This is a genomic window from Streptomyces sp. Inha503 (assembly GCF_047215865.1).
GTDB classification, from domain to species: domain Bacteria; phylum Actinomycetota; class Actinomycetes; order Streptomycetales; family Streptomycetaceae; genus Streptomyces; species Streptomyces lycopersici.
This window is the reverse complement of sequence record NZ_CP178360.1, coordinates 5,599,471-5,616,362: the sequence shown is the minus strand read 5'-3', so window position 1 is coordinate 5,616,362 and position 16,892 is coordinate 5,599,471. Positions and strand designations below refer to the sequence as shown.

Here is a 16,892-nt window from a genome sequence, read left to right as displayed (position 1 = left end):
GCCGTGAATCGACAACGCTTCCTAGCGTCTCCGACGTGTCCTCACGTACCAAATCCCCTGTGCGAGTCGCCGTGCTCGCCGACTCCGACACCCGGTGGAAATGGGGCGCGCTCACCGCGCATCGCCTCGTACCGGATGGGTCGGGTTCTGCCTCGGAGCGCCGCCTCGACGGCTTCCTGCTGCGCGGCCGCGCCACGCCGACCGCCCGGCAGCTCACCGAGGTCGGGGTGCGCGCCGACGCGATGCGCGAGGTCACGGGCGTGGAATTCGTACGGGCGGTGGACCGTGAGCGCTATGACGTGATCGTCCTGTCCCTGGTGGGCGGCGCCGTCCAGGCCATGCTGCACGGGCTGCGCCACGCCTGGGAGGGCGCCGACCGCCGCCCCGTGGTCGTCACCGGCTATGTCGGGGTCGTCTACGAGAAGCTGGCCGACGGGCTGCTGCTGCGGCACGGCGCCGATGTGGTGCTGGCCAACTCGCGCCATGACGCCGAGCGCTTCCGCGATGTCTACAAGGGTGTCGGCGCCGACGCGGAGAGCGTCGTGGAGTGCGCGCTGCCCTTCCTCGGCGGCGACCGCTACGACGAGAAGGCGCGGCTGGGCCGGAAGTACCCGGGCGGCACGGTGGTGTTCGCCGTCCAGCCGTCCGTCCCGGACAACCGCGCCGACCGCACCTATCTGCTGCGCCGCGCGGTGGAGCACGCGCGCCGCCACCCGGACCGCGAGGTCGTGGTCAAGCTGCGCTCCAAGCCGGGCGAGCACACCACCCATATCGAGGAGCTTCCCTACCAGAAGCTGATCGCGAAGTTCGGCGACAACCTGCCCGCCAACTTCCGGCTCGCCTACGGAAACATGGGCGAGGTCCTGGACACCGCCGACCTGCTGGTCACGGTCAGCTCCACGGCCGCCCTGGAGTCGCTGCACCGCTCCGTACCGACCGCCGTCCTCACCGACCTCGGGGTGCGCGAGACGCTCGGCAACCACCACTTCCTCGGCTCCGGCTGCCTTGCCTCCTGGGACCAGCTGGACGCCGGGTACCGGCCCGAGCCGGACGCCGAGTGGCTCAGCCGCCAGGGCGTGGCCGCCGACGGGCCGTACGAGACCTGGTTCGACGCCGCGCGGGAGCGGGTGGCCGAGCTGGCCGCCGCACCGGCCCTGCCGCCGCTCGCCCCCTTCTACACCCCCGTCACCGCACCCGGCTATCTGCCCGGCCGGCTCGCCCGGTACGGCTTCGAGCCGGACGGCTCACCCCGCCCCGGGGCCTCCGCCGAGGACGAGGCGCAGGTCTCCGCGTTGCGGCGGGTGGTGCGCAACACGATGCGGGAAGCGGCCCGCGGCGCCTACCGCCATGGCGTCCAGCGGGTGGCTCCCGTCATCCGGCGGATGGGGGAGCTGTGAGCGGCGACTCGCGCGCGAACCAAGAGGAGGCCCTGGGGGCCTCTCAAGAGGAGGCCGGGACGGCCTCGATCACCTCTGCAACCCCTGAAGGAGCCGCCATGACCGCCCCGAGCCCGTGTGTGCTCGCCGTGATCCCCGCCCGCGGCGGATCGAAGGGCGTCCCCGCGAAGAACCTCGCCGCCGTCGGCGGCGTGCCGCTGGTCGCCCGCGCGGTCATGGAGTGCCGGGCGAGCCGCCTGGTGACGGACGTGGTCGTCTCCACCGACGACACCGGCATCGCGGCCGCGGCGCGCGGCGCGGGCGCGGTGGTCGTCCAGCGGCCCACCGACATCGCGGGGGACACCGCCACCAGCGAGGCGGCGGTGATCCACGCGATGGACGCCTACGAGGCCTCGCACGGCACCACCGTGGACGTGGTGCTCCTGGTGCAGTGCACCAGCCCCTTCGTCATCAGCGAGGACATCGACGGGGTGGCCGCGGCGGTCGCCGAGAAGGGCGCCGACACCGCCCTGACTGTCGCCACCTTCCACGGCTTCGTCTGGCGCGAGGGCGAGAACCCGCAAGACGACGGCGGCGACGGGGTCAACCACGACAAGTCGTACCGCCCGCGCCGCCAGGACCGCCCCCAGGACTTCCTGGAGACCGGCGCCGCCTACGCGATGGACGCGCGCGGCTTCCGCAAGGCCGGGCACCGGTTCTTCGGCCGCACCGACCTGGTGCGCACCGACCCCGCCCGGGTGCTGGAGATCGACGATCCGCACGATCTGGCCCGCGCCCGCGCGCTCGCCCCGCTGTTCGACGCCGAGCGGCCGGGCGCCCTCCCCACCCGCGACGACATCGACGCGGTGGTACTCGACTTCGACGGCACCCAGACCGACGACAGGGTGCTCGTCGACTCCGATGGACGCGAGCTCGTGGCCGTGCACCGCGGCGACGGGCTCGGGATCGCCGCCCTGCGCCGCGCTGAGCTGGCGCTGCTGATCCTTTCCACGGAAAAGAACCCGGTCGTCGCCGCACGGGCCCGCAAACTCCAGGTCCCCGTGCTCCACGGCATCGACCGAAAAGATCTCGCACTGAAGCAGTGGTGCGAGGAGCAGGGCATCGCGCCGGAGCGCGTGCTCTACGTCGGCAACGACGTCAACGACCTCCCGTGCTTCGGCCTCGTCGGCTGGCCCGTGGCGGTCGCAGGTGCGCACGACGTCGTGCGCGGCGCCGCACGTGCGGTCACCTCCACCCCCGGAGGGGACGGCGCGATCCGCGAGATCGCCTCGTGGATTCTCGGAAAGGAACTGTCTTAAGTGAGCTCCAACTCTCGCCTCCGCACCCTCGGCGCGAAGACCGCCGGCCCCGGCCACCCGGTGTACGTCACCGGTGAGATCGGCATCAACCACAATGGCGACCTGGAGAACGCGTTCAAGCTGATCGACGCCGCCGCCGAGGCCGGCTGTGACGCGGTCAAGTTCCAGAAGCGAACCCCGGAGATCTGCACCCCCCGCGACCAGTGGGACATCGAGCGTGACACCCCCTGGGGCCGGATGACCTACATCGACTACCGCCACCGCGTGGAGTTCGGCGAGGACGAGTACCGCGCCATCTCCGAGCACTGCGCCAAGCGCGGCATCGACTGGTTCGCCTCCCCGTGGGACACCGAGGCCGTCGCCTTCCTGGAGAAGTTCGACGTCCCGGCGCACAAGGTGGCCTCCGCCTCGCTGACCGACGACGAGCTGCTGCGCGCCCTGCGGGCGACCGGCCGCACGATCATCCTGTCGACGGGCATGTCCACCCCCAAGCAGATCCGCCACGCGGTGGAGGTGCTGGGCAGCGACAACATCCTGCTGTGCCACGCCACCTCCACGTACCCGGCCAAGGCCGAGGAGCTCAACCTGCGCGTGATCAACACGCTCCAGGCCGAGTACCCCAACGTGCCGATCGGCTACTCCGGCCACGAGACCGGTCTCCAGACCACCCTGGCCGCCGTGGCGCTCGGTGCCGCGTTCGTCGAGCGTCACATCACCCTCGACCGCGCCATGTGGGGCTCGGACCAGGCCGCCTCGGTCGAGCCGCAGGGCCTGACGCGGCTGGTGCGGGACATCCGCACCATCGAGGAGTCCCTCGGTGACGGCGTCAAGAAGGTCTACGAGAGCGAGCTCGGCCCGATGAAGAAGCTCCGCCGTGTCGCGGGCGTCGTCGCCGAGTCCGAGTCCGAGTCCGCCGACCGCGAGCCCGCCGCGGTCTGAGGCACTCTGCCGTGAATCCACCGGCCGGTGAGCCCGGCCCTCGCCCGGAAGCGGCGGGCACCCCTGACTCGTCGGGGGCTGCCCGCCGCTTCCGGGCCCTGCCTTTGGACGGTGCGATGGTCTCCGCTGCTCCCTCTGCCTCTCCGGCCCCTGCCTCTCCGGCCACGCTTGCCTTCGTCGAGAGCCCGGTCCAGCTGCTGAACGTGCTGGAGTGGGCGTACGCCGACGCCCAGCGCGCCGCGGGCCCCAGGGCCCAGCGCGCGGGGGGACCAGAGGCCCAGCGCGCCGGTGGCCCCGGGGCCACGGCGCCCCAGGACCTCACCGTGGTGGTGCTCTCCCCGCACGATCCGATGACCCGCGGCCAGCTGCGCCGGATGGCCGAGCTGGCGCGGGACGAGGGCTTCGCCGTGCGCTGGGAGGACGCGCGCGGCGGGGCCGGTGCGCCGATCAAGACCATCGGCGGGCTGCGCGGACCGCTGCGCCGGGCCGGGCGGATCGTCATAGGCGATCCGTTCTCCCGCTATGTCCAGCTGCTGTTGACCCTCACCCGGGCCAAGGACCTGGTCGTGGTGGACGACGGCACGGCCACCATGGAGTTCATCTCCCAGCTGGCCAAGGGGGAGCCCCTGGTGCGCTGGCACCGGCGCGGCAGCAAGGGGCCGCGCGACATGGTCTTCGCGCCGGTCTCCGCCACCGCGCGCCGCCGGCTCACCCCCGGAACGAAGCGCCGGGTCGAGGTCTTCAGCTCGATGCCGGTGGAGCCGCCCGCAGGGGTCACCATCACCGCCAACGACTTCGCCTGGACCCGCGCCCGGTTCGGCCCGCCCCGGCTCACCGGGGGCACCGACCTGGTGGGCACGTCCCTGGTCGAGACGGGCGTGGTGGACCTGGAGCGCTATCTGGAGGCGGTCGGCTCACTGGCCCGCGCCCACGGCGCCACCCGCTACTTCGCCCACCGCCGGGAGAGCGCCGAGAAGCTGCACCGGGTCTCGGCCGAGGTGGGTCTGGAGATCGTACGGCCCGATCTGCCGCTCGAGCTGATAGCCCGCCGCGGCCCCATCGGCCACACGATCGTGAGCTTCCCATCGACCGTGGTGCACACCCTGCCGCTCGCGCTCGTCGGCACCGGCGTCCAGGTCGCGGTCTGCGATGTGGACCCCGCCTGGCTGACCAGGGACGCCTCCCCGCGTGCCCAGGGCTTCCTGTCCGGGGTCACCGGGACGGCACGCGATGTGCGCCGACTGGACTCGGGGCCGCAGCCGGGGCCACAGACAGGGCCGCAGCCGGGGCCACCCCCGCCGAGGGACGCGGCCCCGCCGGCGAACCCGGGACCGCCCGCGGCACCGGTCGCGGCGTCCTGAGACCGGTCGCGGCGTCCTGAGGCGTCTCAGCTTCTGAGCTCGTCGCCCGTACGGCCGTGTGGCACATCTCACCCGCGGCCGACCGGGAAAAGCGCTGTTATACCCCCTGACTAGGAGGATCATGCAGCGGGGTGGGTACTTTTGCGTACCCGAACAGATTGAAATTTTGTTGATCGACATTCGGTGGACCCACCTGGCGTTCTACGCTTCTTCAGGTGAAGCAATTGATGTCCCTCGATGCGACCGATGTCACACCCGCCGACGCGCCCGCGCTGCCCGGTACGCTCCCCGACGAGCTGCGTGCCGAACTCATCGCCTTCCGGCGCGACTTGCATATGCACCCCGAGCTCGGCAACTGCGAGTTCCGTACCACCGCCGCGATCAAGGCGCGGCTGGAGCAGGCGGGACTCGAGCCGCGGGTACTGCCCTCCGGCACCGGTCTCATCTGTGACATCGGCCCGCGCGACGGCGTAGCGCCCCTGCTGGCGCTGCGCGCGGACATCGACGGGCTGCCCATCCCCGACACCAAGACGGTCGACTACCGCTCGACGGTCGCCGACCGCGCCCACGCCTGCGGCCACGATGTGCACACCACCGTGGTGCTCGGCGCCGGTCTGGTCCTGGCCGAGCTGGCCCGCGAGGGGCGGCTGGCGCGTCCGGTGCGGCTGCTGTTCCAGCCCGCCGAGGAGGTGCTGCCCGGCGGCGCGGCCGACGCGATCGAGGCGGGCGTGCTGGACGGCGTCGGCCGGATCCTGGCCCTGCACTGCGACCCGAAGGTCGAGGTCGGCCGGATCGGGCTGCGGGTCGGGCCGATCACCTCGGCCTGCGACCGGCTGGAGGTCTCGCTGGACGGACCGGGCGGCCACACCGCGCGCCCCCATCTGACCACCGACCTGGTGACCGCGGTCGCCAAGGTGATCACCGAGGTGCCCGCGCTGCTGGCCCGCCGGGTGGACGCCCGCTCGGGTCTGGCCGTCACCTGGGGCCGGGTGGAGTCGGGCCACGCCTGCAATGTGATCCCGCAGCACGCCGAGCTGTCCGCCACCGTCCGCTGCCTGGACCTGCCCGCCTGGCGGGAGGCGCCCGACCTGGTCCATGCCGCGGTGGACGAGATCGCCACCCTGCACCGCGCCAAGTCGGAGATCAACTACATCCGCGGGGTCCCGCCGGTGGTCAACGAGGCGAGCTCCGCCGAGCTGCTGCGGGACGCGATGATCGCCCGCCGTGGCGCGGACGCGGTCGAGGGCACCGAGCAGTCCCTCGGCGGCGAGGACTTCTCCTGGTACCTGGAGCGGGTGCCCGGCGCGATGGCCCGCCTCGGCGTCCGCAAGGCCGGCGACACCACCCGGCGCGACCTCCACGCGGGCGACTTCGACGTGGACGAGGGCGCGATCGCGGTGGGCGTGGAACTGTTCACGGCGGCGGTGCTGCTGGAGCGGAACGCGTAGTTCTGGCGCCCGGGTGGCGTACGCCGCCCGGCCCGCGCTCGCACCGGACCGCCGGGCGCTTCTGACGTACGCCCCCTCGTCGAGCCCGCGTGCCGGGCGGGGGGCTTTCGTCATGCCCGGCGCACGGCAAACCGCCAAGCGTACGAAGCGGCGAACGCCGTACTGCTGGAGCGCTGGTCGACCAGGGCGAAGGCCGGACGACGCGTCGACAGCGCGTCGCGAGTAGTCGGCCGCGCTCTGCGTGGGTACCGCTCAGCGCTGCGGGCGTGCGATCAGCCTGACGTCCGGGCCGGACCGGGCCACGTCCACCAGCTCGCACCGGAGGATGTCGTCGATCGTCTCGATGGTGCCACCCTCCAGCCCGCTCTTTCCGCGGCCGAGGAGCGCGGGCGCGATGTACGCGACGATGCGGTCCACCAGCCCGGCCGATACGAACGACGCGGCGAGAGTGGGGCCACCCTCGAGGAACATCCCGCGCACGCCGCGCTGGTGCAGTTCACGGAGGAGCGCTTCCACGTCCAGGCCGACCTTCGCACGGGGCAGCCGTACGACTGTGGCCACGCCGTCCAGGTGGGACGCGTCGGCGTCATCGGCCACGGCGATCATGGTGGGTGCGGCATCGTCGAGGACCCGGGCATCAGCTGGGGTCCGGGCGTTGGTGTCGACGATCACGCGCCACGGCTGCTCATCAACCGGTACGGCCACCTTCAGGTTGGGGTCGTCCTTCACCGAGCGCACGGCGAGGTGGGGGTTGTCGGCCCGCTGGGTGCCGGAACCGACGACGGTTGCCTGACAGGCTGCACGTAGCGCGTGAACCTCGGCCCGGGACTCCGCGCTGGTGATCCACTGGCTGGTGCTGTCCGCCGCGGCGATCCGGCCATCCAGCGTGGCCGCGTACTTGTAGACGACGAAGGGCCGCCCATCGACCGTGTGCCACTCGTCCGCGCCAACCAGCTCGCTGATGTGCATGGGCTCCTCCAGACAGATCTTGGTCCCGGGCAGCCTAGTCACACGGCAGCGACTGCTTCCGTCAGTTCTTGCACCATCGCTGTGCGTCGCCACGGTGCCAAGCCGGTGATGACTCGCCGGAGCTCTGCCGTGGTGCGACGCGACTCGGTCTCACGACTGATCTCCAGTGCTTGCATGGCGGTGGCACAGGCTGCGTCCGGGGCACGGTCGGCGGCGTGTGCGATGGCGAGCCGGGCCAGGTGGAGGCCGCGCTCGCGCTGGTATATGGCCGGCCAGTGGTCCAGGGCTTGCCGGTAGGTGGTCACGGCGTCCGTGGGCTTGCCCAGCCGGAGGTAGCACGTTGCTCGCTGAGCGTGGACGTAGGCGTGGTTGCAGTAGCCGCCGAGCTGATCGTTTACAGCCGCGTGTCCCTCGACGAGGGCCTGAGCGGCATCGAGCGCGCGGAGGGTTGGCAGTTCGCCTCCGATGAGGGCAAGGCCGTGTGCTGCCTGAAGGTGGGCGGAGGCGCGGACACGTGCGGGCACATCGCCGCGTACCCGGAGGGCGGCCGACGCCAGGCCGACTGCCCGCTGCTGCTGTCCAAGCCCGACGGACTGCTGTGCCTTGCGCATCAGAATGAAGGCTTGCCGCACGGGATCGTCCGCTTCCTGCGCCCATTCCATCGCCCGGTCGGACCACCATAGAGCCTGCTCGGGGCGGCCGAGGTCCTCGTACAACCAGCCGGCGAACTCGGCCCACTCCGCACCGGTTTGAAGGATCTCCCTGCGGAGGGGGCCATGTGCTCCGGGAAGCAACTGCTGCTCGATGACCACGAGGTGGTCATGGACGGCGCTGATCGCGGCGTGCGGTCCGTAAAGCCCGTCTGATTGGACGAGAGTGACGCGGAGCTGTTGCAAGTGACCAACGACCGCCGGATTGACCGGGCGACGGGTCGCGACGCTGGTCGAGGTGGGAAGGATGCCGAGACCGGCTACTGCTGCGGTTGTGCCCAGGAAGTCGCGACGATTCACGTCAGCATTGTGTAGCGCGTCCCCCGCCAGCCCGACTTCGGAGGGGGCCATACCGAGCCGGTCGGCGACGAGCGCGAGTACATCGATGTCGCGTGCTGACTGGCGGCCGCGTTCTAGACGGCTGATGGTGCTTTGGCTGTACCCGCACATATCGGCCAGTTGCTTCTGGGTCCATCCACGCGCGCGTCGAGCGGCTGAGATGGTCTCACCTGCGCTGGCGTGCTGCGCCAACTGCCCCATACACGGTCCCGGTCTGCGGTGACATCCTCAATAAGGAGGTACCCACCGTAGCGGTCCAGCTACATGCGTATGCAGGTTCCGCATACGCACAGCGTGTGATGCATGAGGTGGGGACGGCGACGTGGCGTGCGCGTTTCTCTTGACGCATGAGGCGAAACGCACCTCCGGAGGCATCCCTATGAAGGCCGCAGACGCGCTGTGGACACCGCAGAACACCAAGGACATTGAGGCGTTACCAGTGGGCACATGGTGGGATGCCGTCCGCGCAGCCCCGACCGTCGGCGAACGCGCCCTGGAACTTCTCGGCGACGAGACCGGCGCCGTCATCCAGGACAAGCACGGTCCTCTCTATTGGCTCGTCGACGTAGGCTCCGCCACGAGCTGGCGCCTGCGGCAGGTCCGCGTCCTCACCGAGCTGACGGATGAGCGCACCTACATCGGCGTGCCGCCCACCTCCAGGACGGAGGGCCCCGGCACCCACTGGCGTGTGCCGCTCTCGGCCGAGTACTACCTCACCGACGCCGTCAAGCTATGGGGAGCGCTGGCCGAGGCCGACCGCGCCGAGCTGGGCCCGGTCCCGCAGGGCCGCCAGACCTGTTTTCGCTGCGAACTCCCCACCGACGAACCGGTCATCGTCGACGTCCAGCACGGCGGCAGCGGGGCCGGACGCACCATCTACGCCTGCCCGCGCCACACCCGGACCTACCAGCGCGCTGCCGTCGCCGAGGCCGTCGCAAGGCGCCGCGTGCTCGACCAGGGCAGGACCCGATGGACGGCCGCCGAGCAAACCAAGGATCCGTTCGCCGACGAGGCGTGGCGCGCCGCCATCGAACACGCCGCGGGCTGCCCGGCCTGCCGGACGCCCGGCGCCGGGTGCGAGACCGGGGAGCGGTTGCTCCGTGCCTATGAGGAGGCTGCGCGGCAGTCCCGATCCGAACCGCGGGCTGGAGTGCCCGTACGAGAAAGCCCCCCGGCCGCTCCCTTGTCGGTGGGGACGGACCGGCCGGAGCGGGCCTTTACGCGGGCGCCCAGGCGACCGGACCCAGGAGGTGGAACTGTGACCGTCGAGAACAAGCACAAGGGCGATCCCGCTCCGATCAAGCCGTGGACGCCCCCGCCCCCGCCGGACGGCACGCCGCCCCCGAGGGAGAAGTGAGGGCCCATGGCCGAGGACTGGCGACCGCGTCACGCGGCGCTGCTGGAAGCCCTCACCGCGTCCGGTGAGCTGCCGGAAGCCTGGCGCCCGGCCTTCGACGCCGTCCCGCGCCACCACTTCATCCCCGGCGAGATCTGGGAGCAGCGGGCCACCTGCGTTCCCATGACGACGGACGCGGCGTGGTGGGACCTGGTCTACCGGGATGCGCCGATCGTGACGCAGGTGGACGACGGGCTAAGGGGACGGCCCGGGGATCGCGACCTCGTCCAGCTCCATACCCACGATGGTGGCGCGCATGCTCACCGCGCTGGAGGTCGCCGACGGGCAGCGGGTGTTGGAGGTCGGCACCGGCAGTAGCTGGAACGCGGCGCTGCTCGCCGCGCGGCTGGGGAGCGGGAACGTCACCACCGTCGAGGTCGATCCGGTGCTGGCGCGGAAGGCCGCGAAGGTCATCGAGGAGGCCGGGTACAGCCCTGCCGTCGTGTGGGGCGACGGCGCGCGGGGGTGGGAGGCCGGGGCACCGTACGACCGGATCATCGCGACCTGTTCGGTGCGCCGCATCCCCTACGCGTGGGTACGGCAGACCAAGCCGGGCGGGCGCATCCTCGCCCCGCTGGCGGGAGACTTCTGGTCCGGGGCGCTGGTACCGCTCGATGTGGGCGGTGATGGGGTGGCCTCCGGCCGGTTCGTCGGCGGTGCGCGGTTCATGCCGACGCGCTCGGAGCGACCCGGCCCAGACCTCCCAGTGGACAGCGGAACCGGGCGGCGCGGCGGGGGACGGCAGTTATCGGATCTGGCTCCGCGATGGGAACGGGTCGGCGGCCACGGTGACCCAGGAGGAGGTGTGGCAGTACGGCCCACGGTGGCTGTGGGAGGAGGCCGCTGTCGTGCACGACGCTTACGTGAGCGACGGCAGTCCGGACTCCGGCGACTTCGGGCTGACCGTGTCCCCCGGCGGGCAGCGGCTCTGGCTCCGCTCATCTGACGCACCCCTCGGCTGACAGACGGGCCCGCCCGTCCAGTGGTGGGGGAGGAGGGCCGGGCCAACCCGGCCCTCCTCCTCGATCCCGGAGCTTGTCCGGTGGGTTCATACCGGGACGTACCGGGCGCAATCGCGGCCGTTTTGCCCGCCCGAAACGTTGTGTAGACCCGGCGGACACGAGAGGTTCGCGACGATCCGATAACGGCTTCCGAGGGGGCCTTTATCTGGCATCTACGCGCGTTACGATGCGGCGGAGCCAGCGCCGCAAGGGGCGCTTCGAGATCATCAGAGGGGACCCTCGTGCGCCGGGTATCCACGATAGCTGTCGCGGGCATTGCCACCGCGGCTCTCGCATTTTCCGTCACCGCGTGTGGCAGCAGTTCCGAAGAGGGAAGCAAGGACGCCGGCGTCGGTCTGGCCTACGACGTGGGCGGCCGCGGTGACCACTCCTTCAACGACTCCGCCGCCAAGGGCTATGACAAGGCCCTGAAGGACTTCGACGTCAAGGGCAAGGAGCTGACGGCGAAGGACGGCGACACCGACGCCGACCGCTACGACAAGCTGGCGAGCCTCGCCGAGGCGGGCTACAACCCCGTCGTGGGCGTCGGCTACGCGTGGACCCCCTCGCTCACCAAGGCCGCCAAGAAGTACAAGGACACCGACTTCGCCATCGTCGACTCGGTCGTCGACGCCAAGAACGTGGCCAGCCTGGTCTCCGCCGAGCACGAGGGCTCCTACCTCGCCGGCGTCGCGGCGGGGTTGAAGACCAAGTCCGACAAGGTCGGCTTCATCGGCGGCACCGACAGCGCGCTGATCAAGAAGTTCGCGGGCGGCTTCCAGCAGGGCCTGAAGGACACCAACCCCAAGGCGTCCCTGGACGTCCAGTGGGTGCAGGTCGGTTCGCCCAAGGGCTTCGGCATGCCGGACCGCGGCAAGGACATCGCCGAGGGCATGCTCTCCAACAAGGTCGACGTGATCTTCTCCGCGGCCGGCGGCTCCGGCGCGGGCGCCATCGAGGCGACCGCCGGCAAGAAGGGCACCTGGTCGATCGGCGTCGACGGCGACCAGTACTACGACAAGGGCCTGGCCCAGTACAAGAAGTCGATCCTGACCTCCATGGTCAAGACCGTGGACGGCTCGGTCTACGACTTCATCAAGAGCGTCGTGAAGGACAAGAAGCCCGAGAGCGGCGTCCAGACCTACGACCTCAAGCGCGGCGGCGTCTCCCTCTCCTACTCCGGCGGCTTCATCAACGACATCAAGCCGAAGATCGAGGCGGCCAAGAAGAAGATCATCGACGGTCAGATCAAGGTGCAGGACACCTACAAGGACTGACCCCTCGCGCCACGGACCCGCGACGAGACCCCCGGGCAACCGCCCCGGGTCCGGCCCGGGCAACCGCCCAGGGGCCGCCGGGGCAACCGCCCCCGGTCCGCCCGGGTCCGTGGCGCACCCCGGCCGGTCCGGCCCCCGGCCAGCCCCACCCCCCTCCGCCCCTCAGGAGTGCGCCATCAAAGCCGCCAGCCCACCCAAGGGCGCTCCCGCCGGTGCCGTCACCGACGTCGCCGTAGAACTCCACGGAATCACCAAGCGGTTCCCCGGAGTCGTCGCCAACCACGACATCGACATCACCGTGCGCCGCGGCACCGTGCACGCCCTCGTGGGCGAGAACGGCGCGGGCAAGTCGACCCTGATGAAGATCCTCTACGGGATGCAGCGCCCGGACGAGGGCACCATCGCGATCGACGGCGAGACGGTGGAACTGCACTCCCCGGCGGACGCCATATCCCGCGGCGTGGGCATGGTGCACCAGCACTTCATGCTCGCCGACAACTTCACCGTGCTGGAGAACGTGGTCCTCGGCGCCGAGAAGCTGCACGGCATCGCGGGCAAGGCGCGCGCCCGGATCAAGGAGATCTCCGACGCCTACGGGCTGGGCGTCCGCCCCGATGCCCTCGTCGAGGACCTGGGCGTGGCGGACCGTCAGCGCGTGGAGATCCTCAAGGTCCTCTACCGGGGCGCCCGGACGCTGATCCTCGACGAGCCGACCGCCGTGCTCGTCCCGCAGGAGGTCGACGCGCTCTTCGACAACCTCCGCGAGCTCAAGTCCGAGGGCCTGACGGTGCTGTTCATCTCGCACAAGCTGGGCGAGGTGCTGTCCGTGGCGGACGACATCACCGTCATCCGGCGCGGCACCACGGTCGCCTCCGTCGTGCCGTCCGAGACCAACTCCCGGCAGCTGGCCGAGCTGATGGTCGGCAGCGAGCTGCCCTCGCCCGAGACCCGCGAATCCACCGTCACCGACACCGACATGCTCGTCGTGGACGCGCTCCGGCTGACCGCCACCGATGTGGACGGGGTCGAGCGGGCCGTGCTCGACGACATCGACTTCGCCATCCGCAAGGGCGAAGTCCTCGGCATCGCCGGTGTGGAGGGCAACGGCCAGGCCGAACTGGTCGAGGCCATCATGGGCATGCGCGACCCCGACGCCGGCACCATCACCCTCGACGGCGCCGACATCTCCCACGCGCCCACCCGCAAGCGGCGCGAGGACGGCATCGGCTACATCCCCGAGGACCGCCACCGGCACGGACTGCTGCTGGAAGCGCCGCTGTGGGAGAACCGGATCCTCGGCCATGTCACCGAGGAGCCCAACAGCAAGGGCGGGCTGCTCAACCCGGCCGCCGCCCGGCGGGACACCGAGCGGATCGTCGCCGAGTACGACGTGCGTACGCCCGGGATCGAGGTCACCGCGGCCTCGCTGTCCGGCGGCAACCAGCAGAAGCTGATCGTCGGCCGGGAGATGAGCCACCACCCCAAGCTGCTGATCGCCGCGCACCCCACCCGGGGTGTGGACGTGGGCGCCCAGGCGCAGATCTGGGACCAGATCCGCGCCGCGCGCCGGGACGGCCTGGCCGTGCTGCTGATCTCGGCTGACCTGGACGAGCTGATCGGCCTGTCCGACACCCTGCGGGTGATGTACCGCGGCCGGCTGGTCGCCGACGCCGACCCCGCCACGATCACCCCGGAGGAGCTGGGTTCGGCCATGACCGGCGCCGCCTCCGGCCATCTGGAGGGCCCGGCGGACGACGGGACCGGGGCCGCCTCCGGTGACGGGGCCGCGACCGGGGCCGAGAGCGAGGCCGGAACCGAGGCCGAGGCCGCGACCGGGGGAGAGGACCGATGAAGAAGCTGGACAAGGAGCGGGTGCTGCTCGCGGTCGCCGCCCCGGTGCTGGCGCTCGCCGCCGCGTTCGTGGTGACCGCGCTGGTGCTGCTGGCGACCGGCAAGGAGCCGTTCAACGCCTTCGGCATCATGTTCGACTACGGCGTGAAGGCCGACAGCCAGGTCTACATCCTCAACAAGGCGACCACGTACTACCTGGCGGGGCTCGCGGTGGCCATCGGCTTCCGGATGAACCTCTTCAACATCGGCGTCGACGGCCAGTACCGGCTCGCCGCCTTCTTCGCCGCCGTCGTCGGCGGGGCGCTGAAGCTCCCCGGGCTGGTGCAGATCCCGCTGATCCTGCTGGTCGGCATGCTCGTCGGCGCCATGTGGGCGTCCATCGCCGGTCTGCTGAAGGTCTACCGGGGCGTCAGCGAGGTGATCAGCACCATCATGCTGAACTCCCTCTCGGGCATCGTCATCAGCTATCTGCTGGTGGACGGGCGGCTGGCCGACCTCGACAAGCAGACCAACATCGTGGCCACCGACCCGCTGCCGTCCTCCAGCCACTTCTTCACCATCCCGGCGGGCGGCGACCTCGACCCCATCTGGGGCTTCATCGTGGTCGCGGCGCTCGCGGGCGTCGGCTTCTGGTTCCTGCTCGGGCGCACCCGGTTCGGCTTCGATCTGCGCGCGGTGGGCCGCTCCGAGTCCGCCGCCCAGGCCAGCGGCGTCAACGTCAAGCGCATGGTGCTCACCAGCATGCTGCTGTCGGGCGCGATGGCCGGTCTGATCGGCATGCCGACCCTGCTCAACGACACCCACCAGTTCACCTCCGACTTCCCCACCGGCATCGGCTTCACCGGTATCGCCATCGCGCTGCTCGGCCGCAACAACCCGGTCGGCATCGGCCTGGCCGCCGTGTTGTGGGGCTTCCTCGAGCGCGGCGCCAACCGCCTGGAGTTCGAGGGCTACGACAAGGAGATCGTCGGTGTGATGCAGGGCGTGATCGTCCTGTGCGTCGTCATCGCGTACGAACTGGTGCGCCGCTACGGGCTCAAGCGCCAGCAGCAGCGGGTGGGCGCGGAGCTCGCCGCCCAGGCCAAGGCCGACAAGGGTACGGACAAGCAGGAGGTGCCGGCATGAGTGCCACGGTGACCACCACCAAGAGCACGAGCGCGCCGGGCAAGGGGAACGGGCCCGCCTCCCGGATGTCCCTGGGCAAGGTGCTGCTGATCATCGCCGGGGCGCTGGTCGCGCTGTCGGTGCTGCGGACGCTCGTCGACGCCGCCCAGCAGGCGGACTTCGACCGCGTCACCTCCGCCGGGCAGATCGGCGCCGCGCTCTCCATGGCCGTGCCCATCGGCCTCGCGGGCCTCGGCGGGCTGTGGTCCGAGCGGGCCGGTGTGGTCAACATCGGCCTCGAGGGCATGATGATCCTCGGCACCTTCTTCGGCGCCTGGGCCGGCTACCAGACCAACCCCTGGGTGGGGGTGCTCGCGGGCGTCCTCGGCGGCGCGCTCGGCGGGCTGATCCACGCGGTGGCCACGGTCACCTTCGGGGTGGACCACATCATCTCCGGTGTGGCGATGAACATCCTCGCCCTCGGCGCCACCACCTATCTGGCCAAGCGCTGGTTCGAGCCGCTGGGCGACATCGGCGGCTCGCCGAAGAACTCCCCGCAGGTCGACCCCATCCAGTCGTTCACCGTCCCCGGGCTGTCCGACTGGCTCGCCGACCTGGAGAACCACCACTGGTTCCTGGTCTCGGACGTCGCGGGCATCCTCGGCGGCCTGGTCACCGACATCTCGGCGCTCACCGTCGTCTCCGTCCTGCTGGTCGTGGGCAGCTTCTTCGCCCTGTGGCGCACCTCGTTCGGACTGCGGCTGCGGTCCTGCGGTGAGAACCCGACGGCGGCCGAGTCCCTCGGCGTCAACGTCTACCTCTACAAGTACGCGGCCGTGGTGATCTCCGGCGGCCTCGCCGGGCTCGGCGGCGTCTTCCTCGCCCTCGTCCGCTCGCACATCTACAACGAGGGCCAGACCGGCGGCCGCGGCTACATCGGCCTCGCCGCCATGCTCTTCGGCAACTGGCGGCCGGGCGGGCTCGCGATGGGCGCCGGTCTCTTCGGCTACTCCGACGCCCTCCAGCTGCGCAACGGCGGGGCGACCGTGCACGCCCTGCTGCTCCTGGTCGCGCTCGGCCTCGCCGCGCTGGCGGCCTGGCGGATTGTCCGCAAGAGTTATGTCGCGGGCGCGGTGTCCGGCGCCGCGGCCGTCGCGCTGCTGCTGTGGTACGCCCTGACCGACACGGTCCCCAACGACCTGGTCAGCGCCACGCCGTACATCGTGACCCTGCTGGTCATGGGGCTCGCATCACAGCGGCTGCGGATGCCCAAGGCGAACAACAGGCCCTACCGGAAGGGACAGGGCACATGACCACTTCCGCCGCCGCGGCCCCCGACTGGGAGTCGTTGCGGGAACAGGCCCGGGACGCCATGTCCCGGGCCTACGCCCCCTACTCCGGCTTCCCGGTGGGCGCCGCGGCGCTCGTCGACGACGGCCGCACCGTCAGCGGCTGCAATGTGGAGAACGCCGCGTACGGCGTCGCGCTGTGCGCCGAATGCGGTCTGGTCTCCTCCCTCGTCGCCTCCGGCGGCGGCCGCCTCACCGCCTTCACCTGCTGCGACCGCGAGGGCACCGTGCTGATGCCCTGCGGCCGCTGCCGTCAGCTGCTGTGGGAGCACGGCGGCCCGGAGCTCCAGATGGACACCGCGACGGGCATCCGCCCGCTCGCCGAACTCCTCCCGGACGCCTTCGGCCCCGCCGATCTGCGCCGCGCCGCGGCCCACGGCTGACGCCCGCGCCGCCTCGGCCCGCACGGCCGGCCCTCTGCCCGTCCGGGCGGCCCCGGTCGGCCCCCTGAAC

15 protein-coding genes are annotated in these 16,892 nt (G+C 71.2%); 13 read left to right on the top strand and 2 right to left on the bottom strand.

Translation table 11 applies throughout. From position 1 onward, the window contains the following. Positions 1 to 71: 71 nt before the first annotated feature. The 5 genes from ACJX2R_RS23070 to ACJX2R_RS23050 all read left to right on the top strand — a co-directional run bounded on the left by ACJX2R_RS23070 (position 72) and on the right by ACJX2R_RS23050 (position 6,443). Complete coding sequence (locus ACJX2R_RS23070; protein WP_413105935.1) at positions 72 to 1,397, top strand: DUF6716 putative glycosyltransferase; 1,326 nt, start codon at positions 72 to 74, stop codon at positions 1,395 to 1,397. A gap of 98 nt (positions 1,398 to 1,495) precedes the next feature. Then, positions 1,496 to 2,695: a cytidylyltransferase domain-containing protein gene (locus tag ACJX2R_RS23065; RefSeq protein ID WP_413101670.1), complete on the top strand. Its 1,200-nt coding sequence runs from the start codon at positions 1,496 to 1,498 to the stop codon at positions 2,693 to 2,695. Further along, the gene (locus ACJX2R_RS23060; protein ID WP_237515336.1) at positions 2,696 to 3,634 is read left to right on the top strand and encodes an N-acetylneuraminate synthase family protein; all 939 of its coding nucleotides are present in this window, start codon (positions 2,696 to 2,698) and stop codon (positions 3,632 to 3,634) included. Positions 3,635 to 3,750: 116 nt separating this feature from the next. Then, entirely contained in the window at positions 3,751 to 4,995 is a 1,245-nt protein-coding gene (locus ACJX2R_RS23055; RefSeq protein ID WP_413101669.1) for a hypothetical protein, read from the top strand. Between the two features lie 227 nt (positions 4,996 to 5,222). Continuing rightward, positions 5,223 to 6,443, top strand: coding sequence for an amidohydrolase (locus ACJX2R_RS23050; RefSeq protein WP_262699270.1), 1,221 nt, complete (start codon positions 5,223 to 5,225; stop codon positions 6,441 to 6,443). A gap of 252 nt (positions 6,444 to 6,695) precedes the next feature. Here the strand turns inward: ACJX2R_RS23050 and ribD are convergent, their stop codons facing one another. Both ribD and ACJX2R_RS23040 read right to left on the bottom strand, forming a co-directional pair. Next, positions 6,696 to 7,454: a bifunctional diaminohydroxyphosphoribosylaminopyrimidine deaminase/5-amino-6-(5-phosphoribosylamino)uracil reductase RibD gene (gene ribD / locus ACJX2R_RS23045; RefSeq protein ID WP_413101668.1), complete on the bottom strand. Its 759-nt coding sequence runs from the start codon at positions 7,452 to 7,454 to the stop codon at positions 6,696 to 6,698. Next, positions 7,451 to 8,662 (bottom strand): helix-turn-helix domain-containing protein, encoded by a 1,212-nt coding sequence (locus ACJX2R_RS23040; protein ID WP_413101667.1) that lies wholly within the window; start codon positions 8,660 to 8,662, stop codon positions 7,451 to 7,453. The genes ribD and ACJX2R_RS23040 overlap by 4 nt, the downstream gene beginning before the upstream one ends. A gap of 178 nt (positions 8,663 to 8,840) precedes the next feature. Between ACJX2R_RS23040 and ACJX2R_RS23035 the strand changes: the two genes are divergently transcribed. The 8 genes from ACJX2R_RS23035 (at position 8,841) to ACJX2R_RS23000 (ending at position 16,822) form a co-directional block, all read left to right on the top strand. Then, complete coding sequence (locus ACJX2R_RS23035) at positions 8,841 to 9,818, top strand: hypothetical protein (protein ID WP_413101666.1); 978 nt, start codon at positions 8,841 to 8,843, stop codon at positions 9,816 to 9,818. Positions 9,819 to 9,824: 6 nt separating this feature from the next. Then, positions 9,825 to 10,175, top strand: coding sequence for a hypothetical protein (locus ACJX2R_RS23030; RefSeq protein ID WP_413101665.1), 351 nt, complete (start codon positions 9,825 to 9,827; stop codon positions 10,173 to 10,175). Continuing rightward, entirely contained in the window at positions 10,114 to 10,803 is a 690-nt protein-coding gene (locus ACJX2R_RS23025; protein WP_413101664.1) for a hypothetical protein, read from the top strand. The genes ACJX2R_RS23030 and ACJX2R_RS23025 overlap by 62 nt, the downstream gene beginning before the upstream one ends. 297 nt (positions 10,804 to 11,100) lie before the next feature. Continuing rightward, positions 11,101 to 12,135 carry a BMP family lipoprotein gene (locus ACJX2R_RS23020; RefSeq protein WP_413101663.1) on the top strand — a complete coding sequence of 345 codons (1,035 nt, stop codon included), beginning with the start codon at positions 11,101 to 11,103 and terminating at the stop codon, positions 12,133 to 12,135. A 175-nt stretch (positions 12,136 to 12,310) separates the two neighbouring features. After that, positions 12,311 to 13,987: an ABC transporter ATP-binding protein gene (locus ACJX2R_RS23015; RefSeq protein WP_413105934.1), complete on the top strand. Its 1,677-nt coding sequence runs from the start codon at positions 12,311 to 12,313 to the stop codon at positions 13,985 to 13,987. After that, the gene (locus ACJX2R_RS23010) at positions 13,984 to 15,111 is read left to right on the top strand and encodes an ABC transporter permease (protein ID WP_262699047.1); all 1,128 of its coding nucleotides are present in this window, start codon (positions 13,984 to 13,986) and stop codon (positions 15,109 to 15,111) included. Before ACJX2R_RS23015 ends, ACJX2R_RS23010 begins: the two co-directional genes overlap by 4 nt. Beyond that, entirely contained in the window at positions 15,108 to 16,403 is a 1,296-nt protein-coding gene (locus ACJX2R_RS23005) for an ABC transporter permease (protein ID WP_413101662.1), read from the top strand. Before ACJX2R_RS23010 ends, ACJX2R_RS23005 begins: the two co-directional genes overlap by 4 nt. Then, the gene (locus ACJX2R_RS23000) at positions 16,400 to 16,822 is read left to right on the top strand and encodes a cytidine deaminase (RefSeq protein ID WP_262699045.1); all 423 of its coding nucleotides are present in this window, start codon (positions 16,400 to 16,402) and stop codon (positions 16,820 to 16,822) included. The genes ACJX2R_RS23005 and ACJX2R_RS23000 overlap by 4 nt, the downstream gene beginning before the upstream one ends. Positions 16,823 to 16,892: the final 70 nt, after the last annotated feature.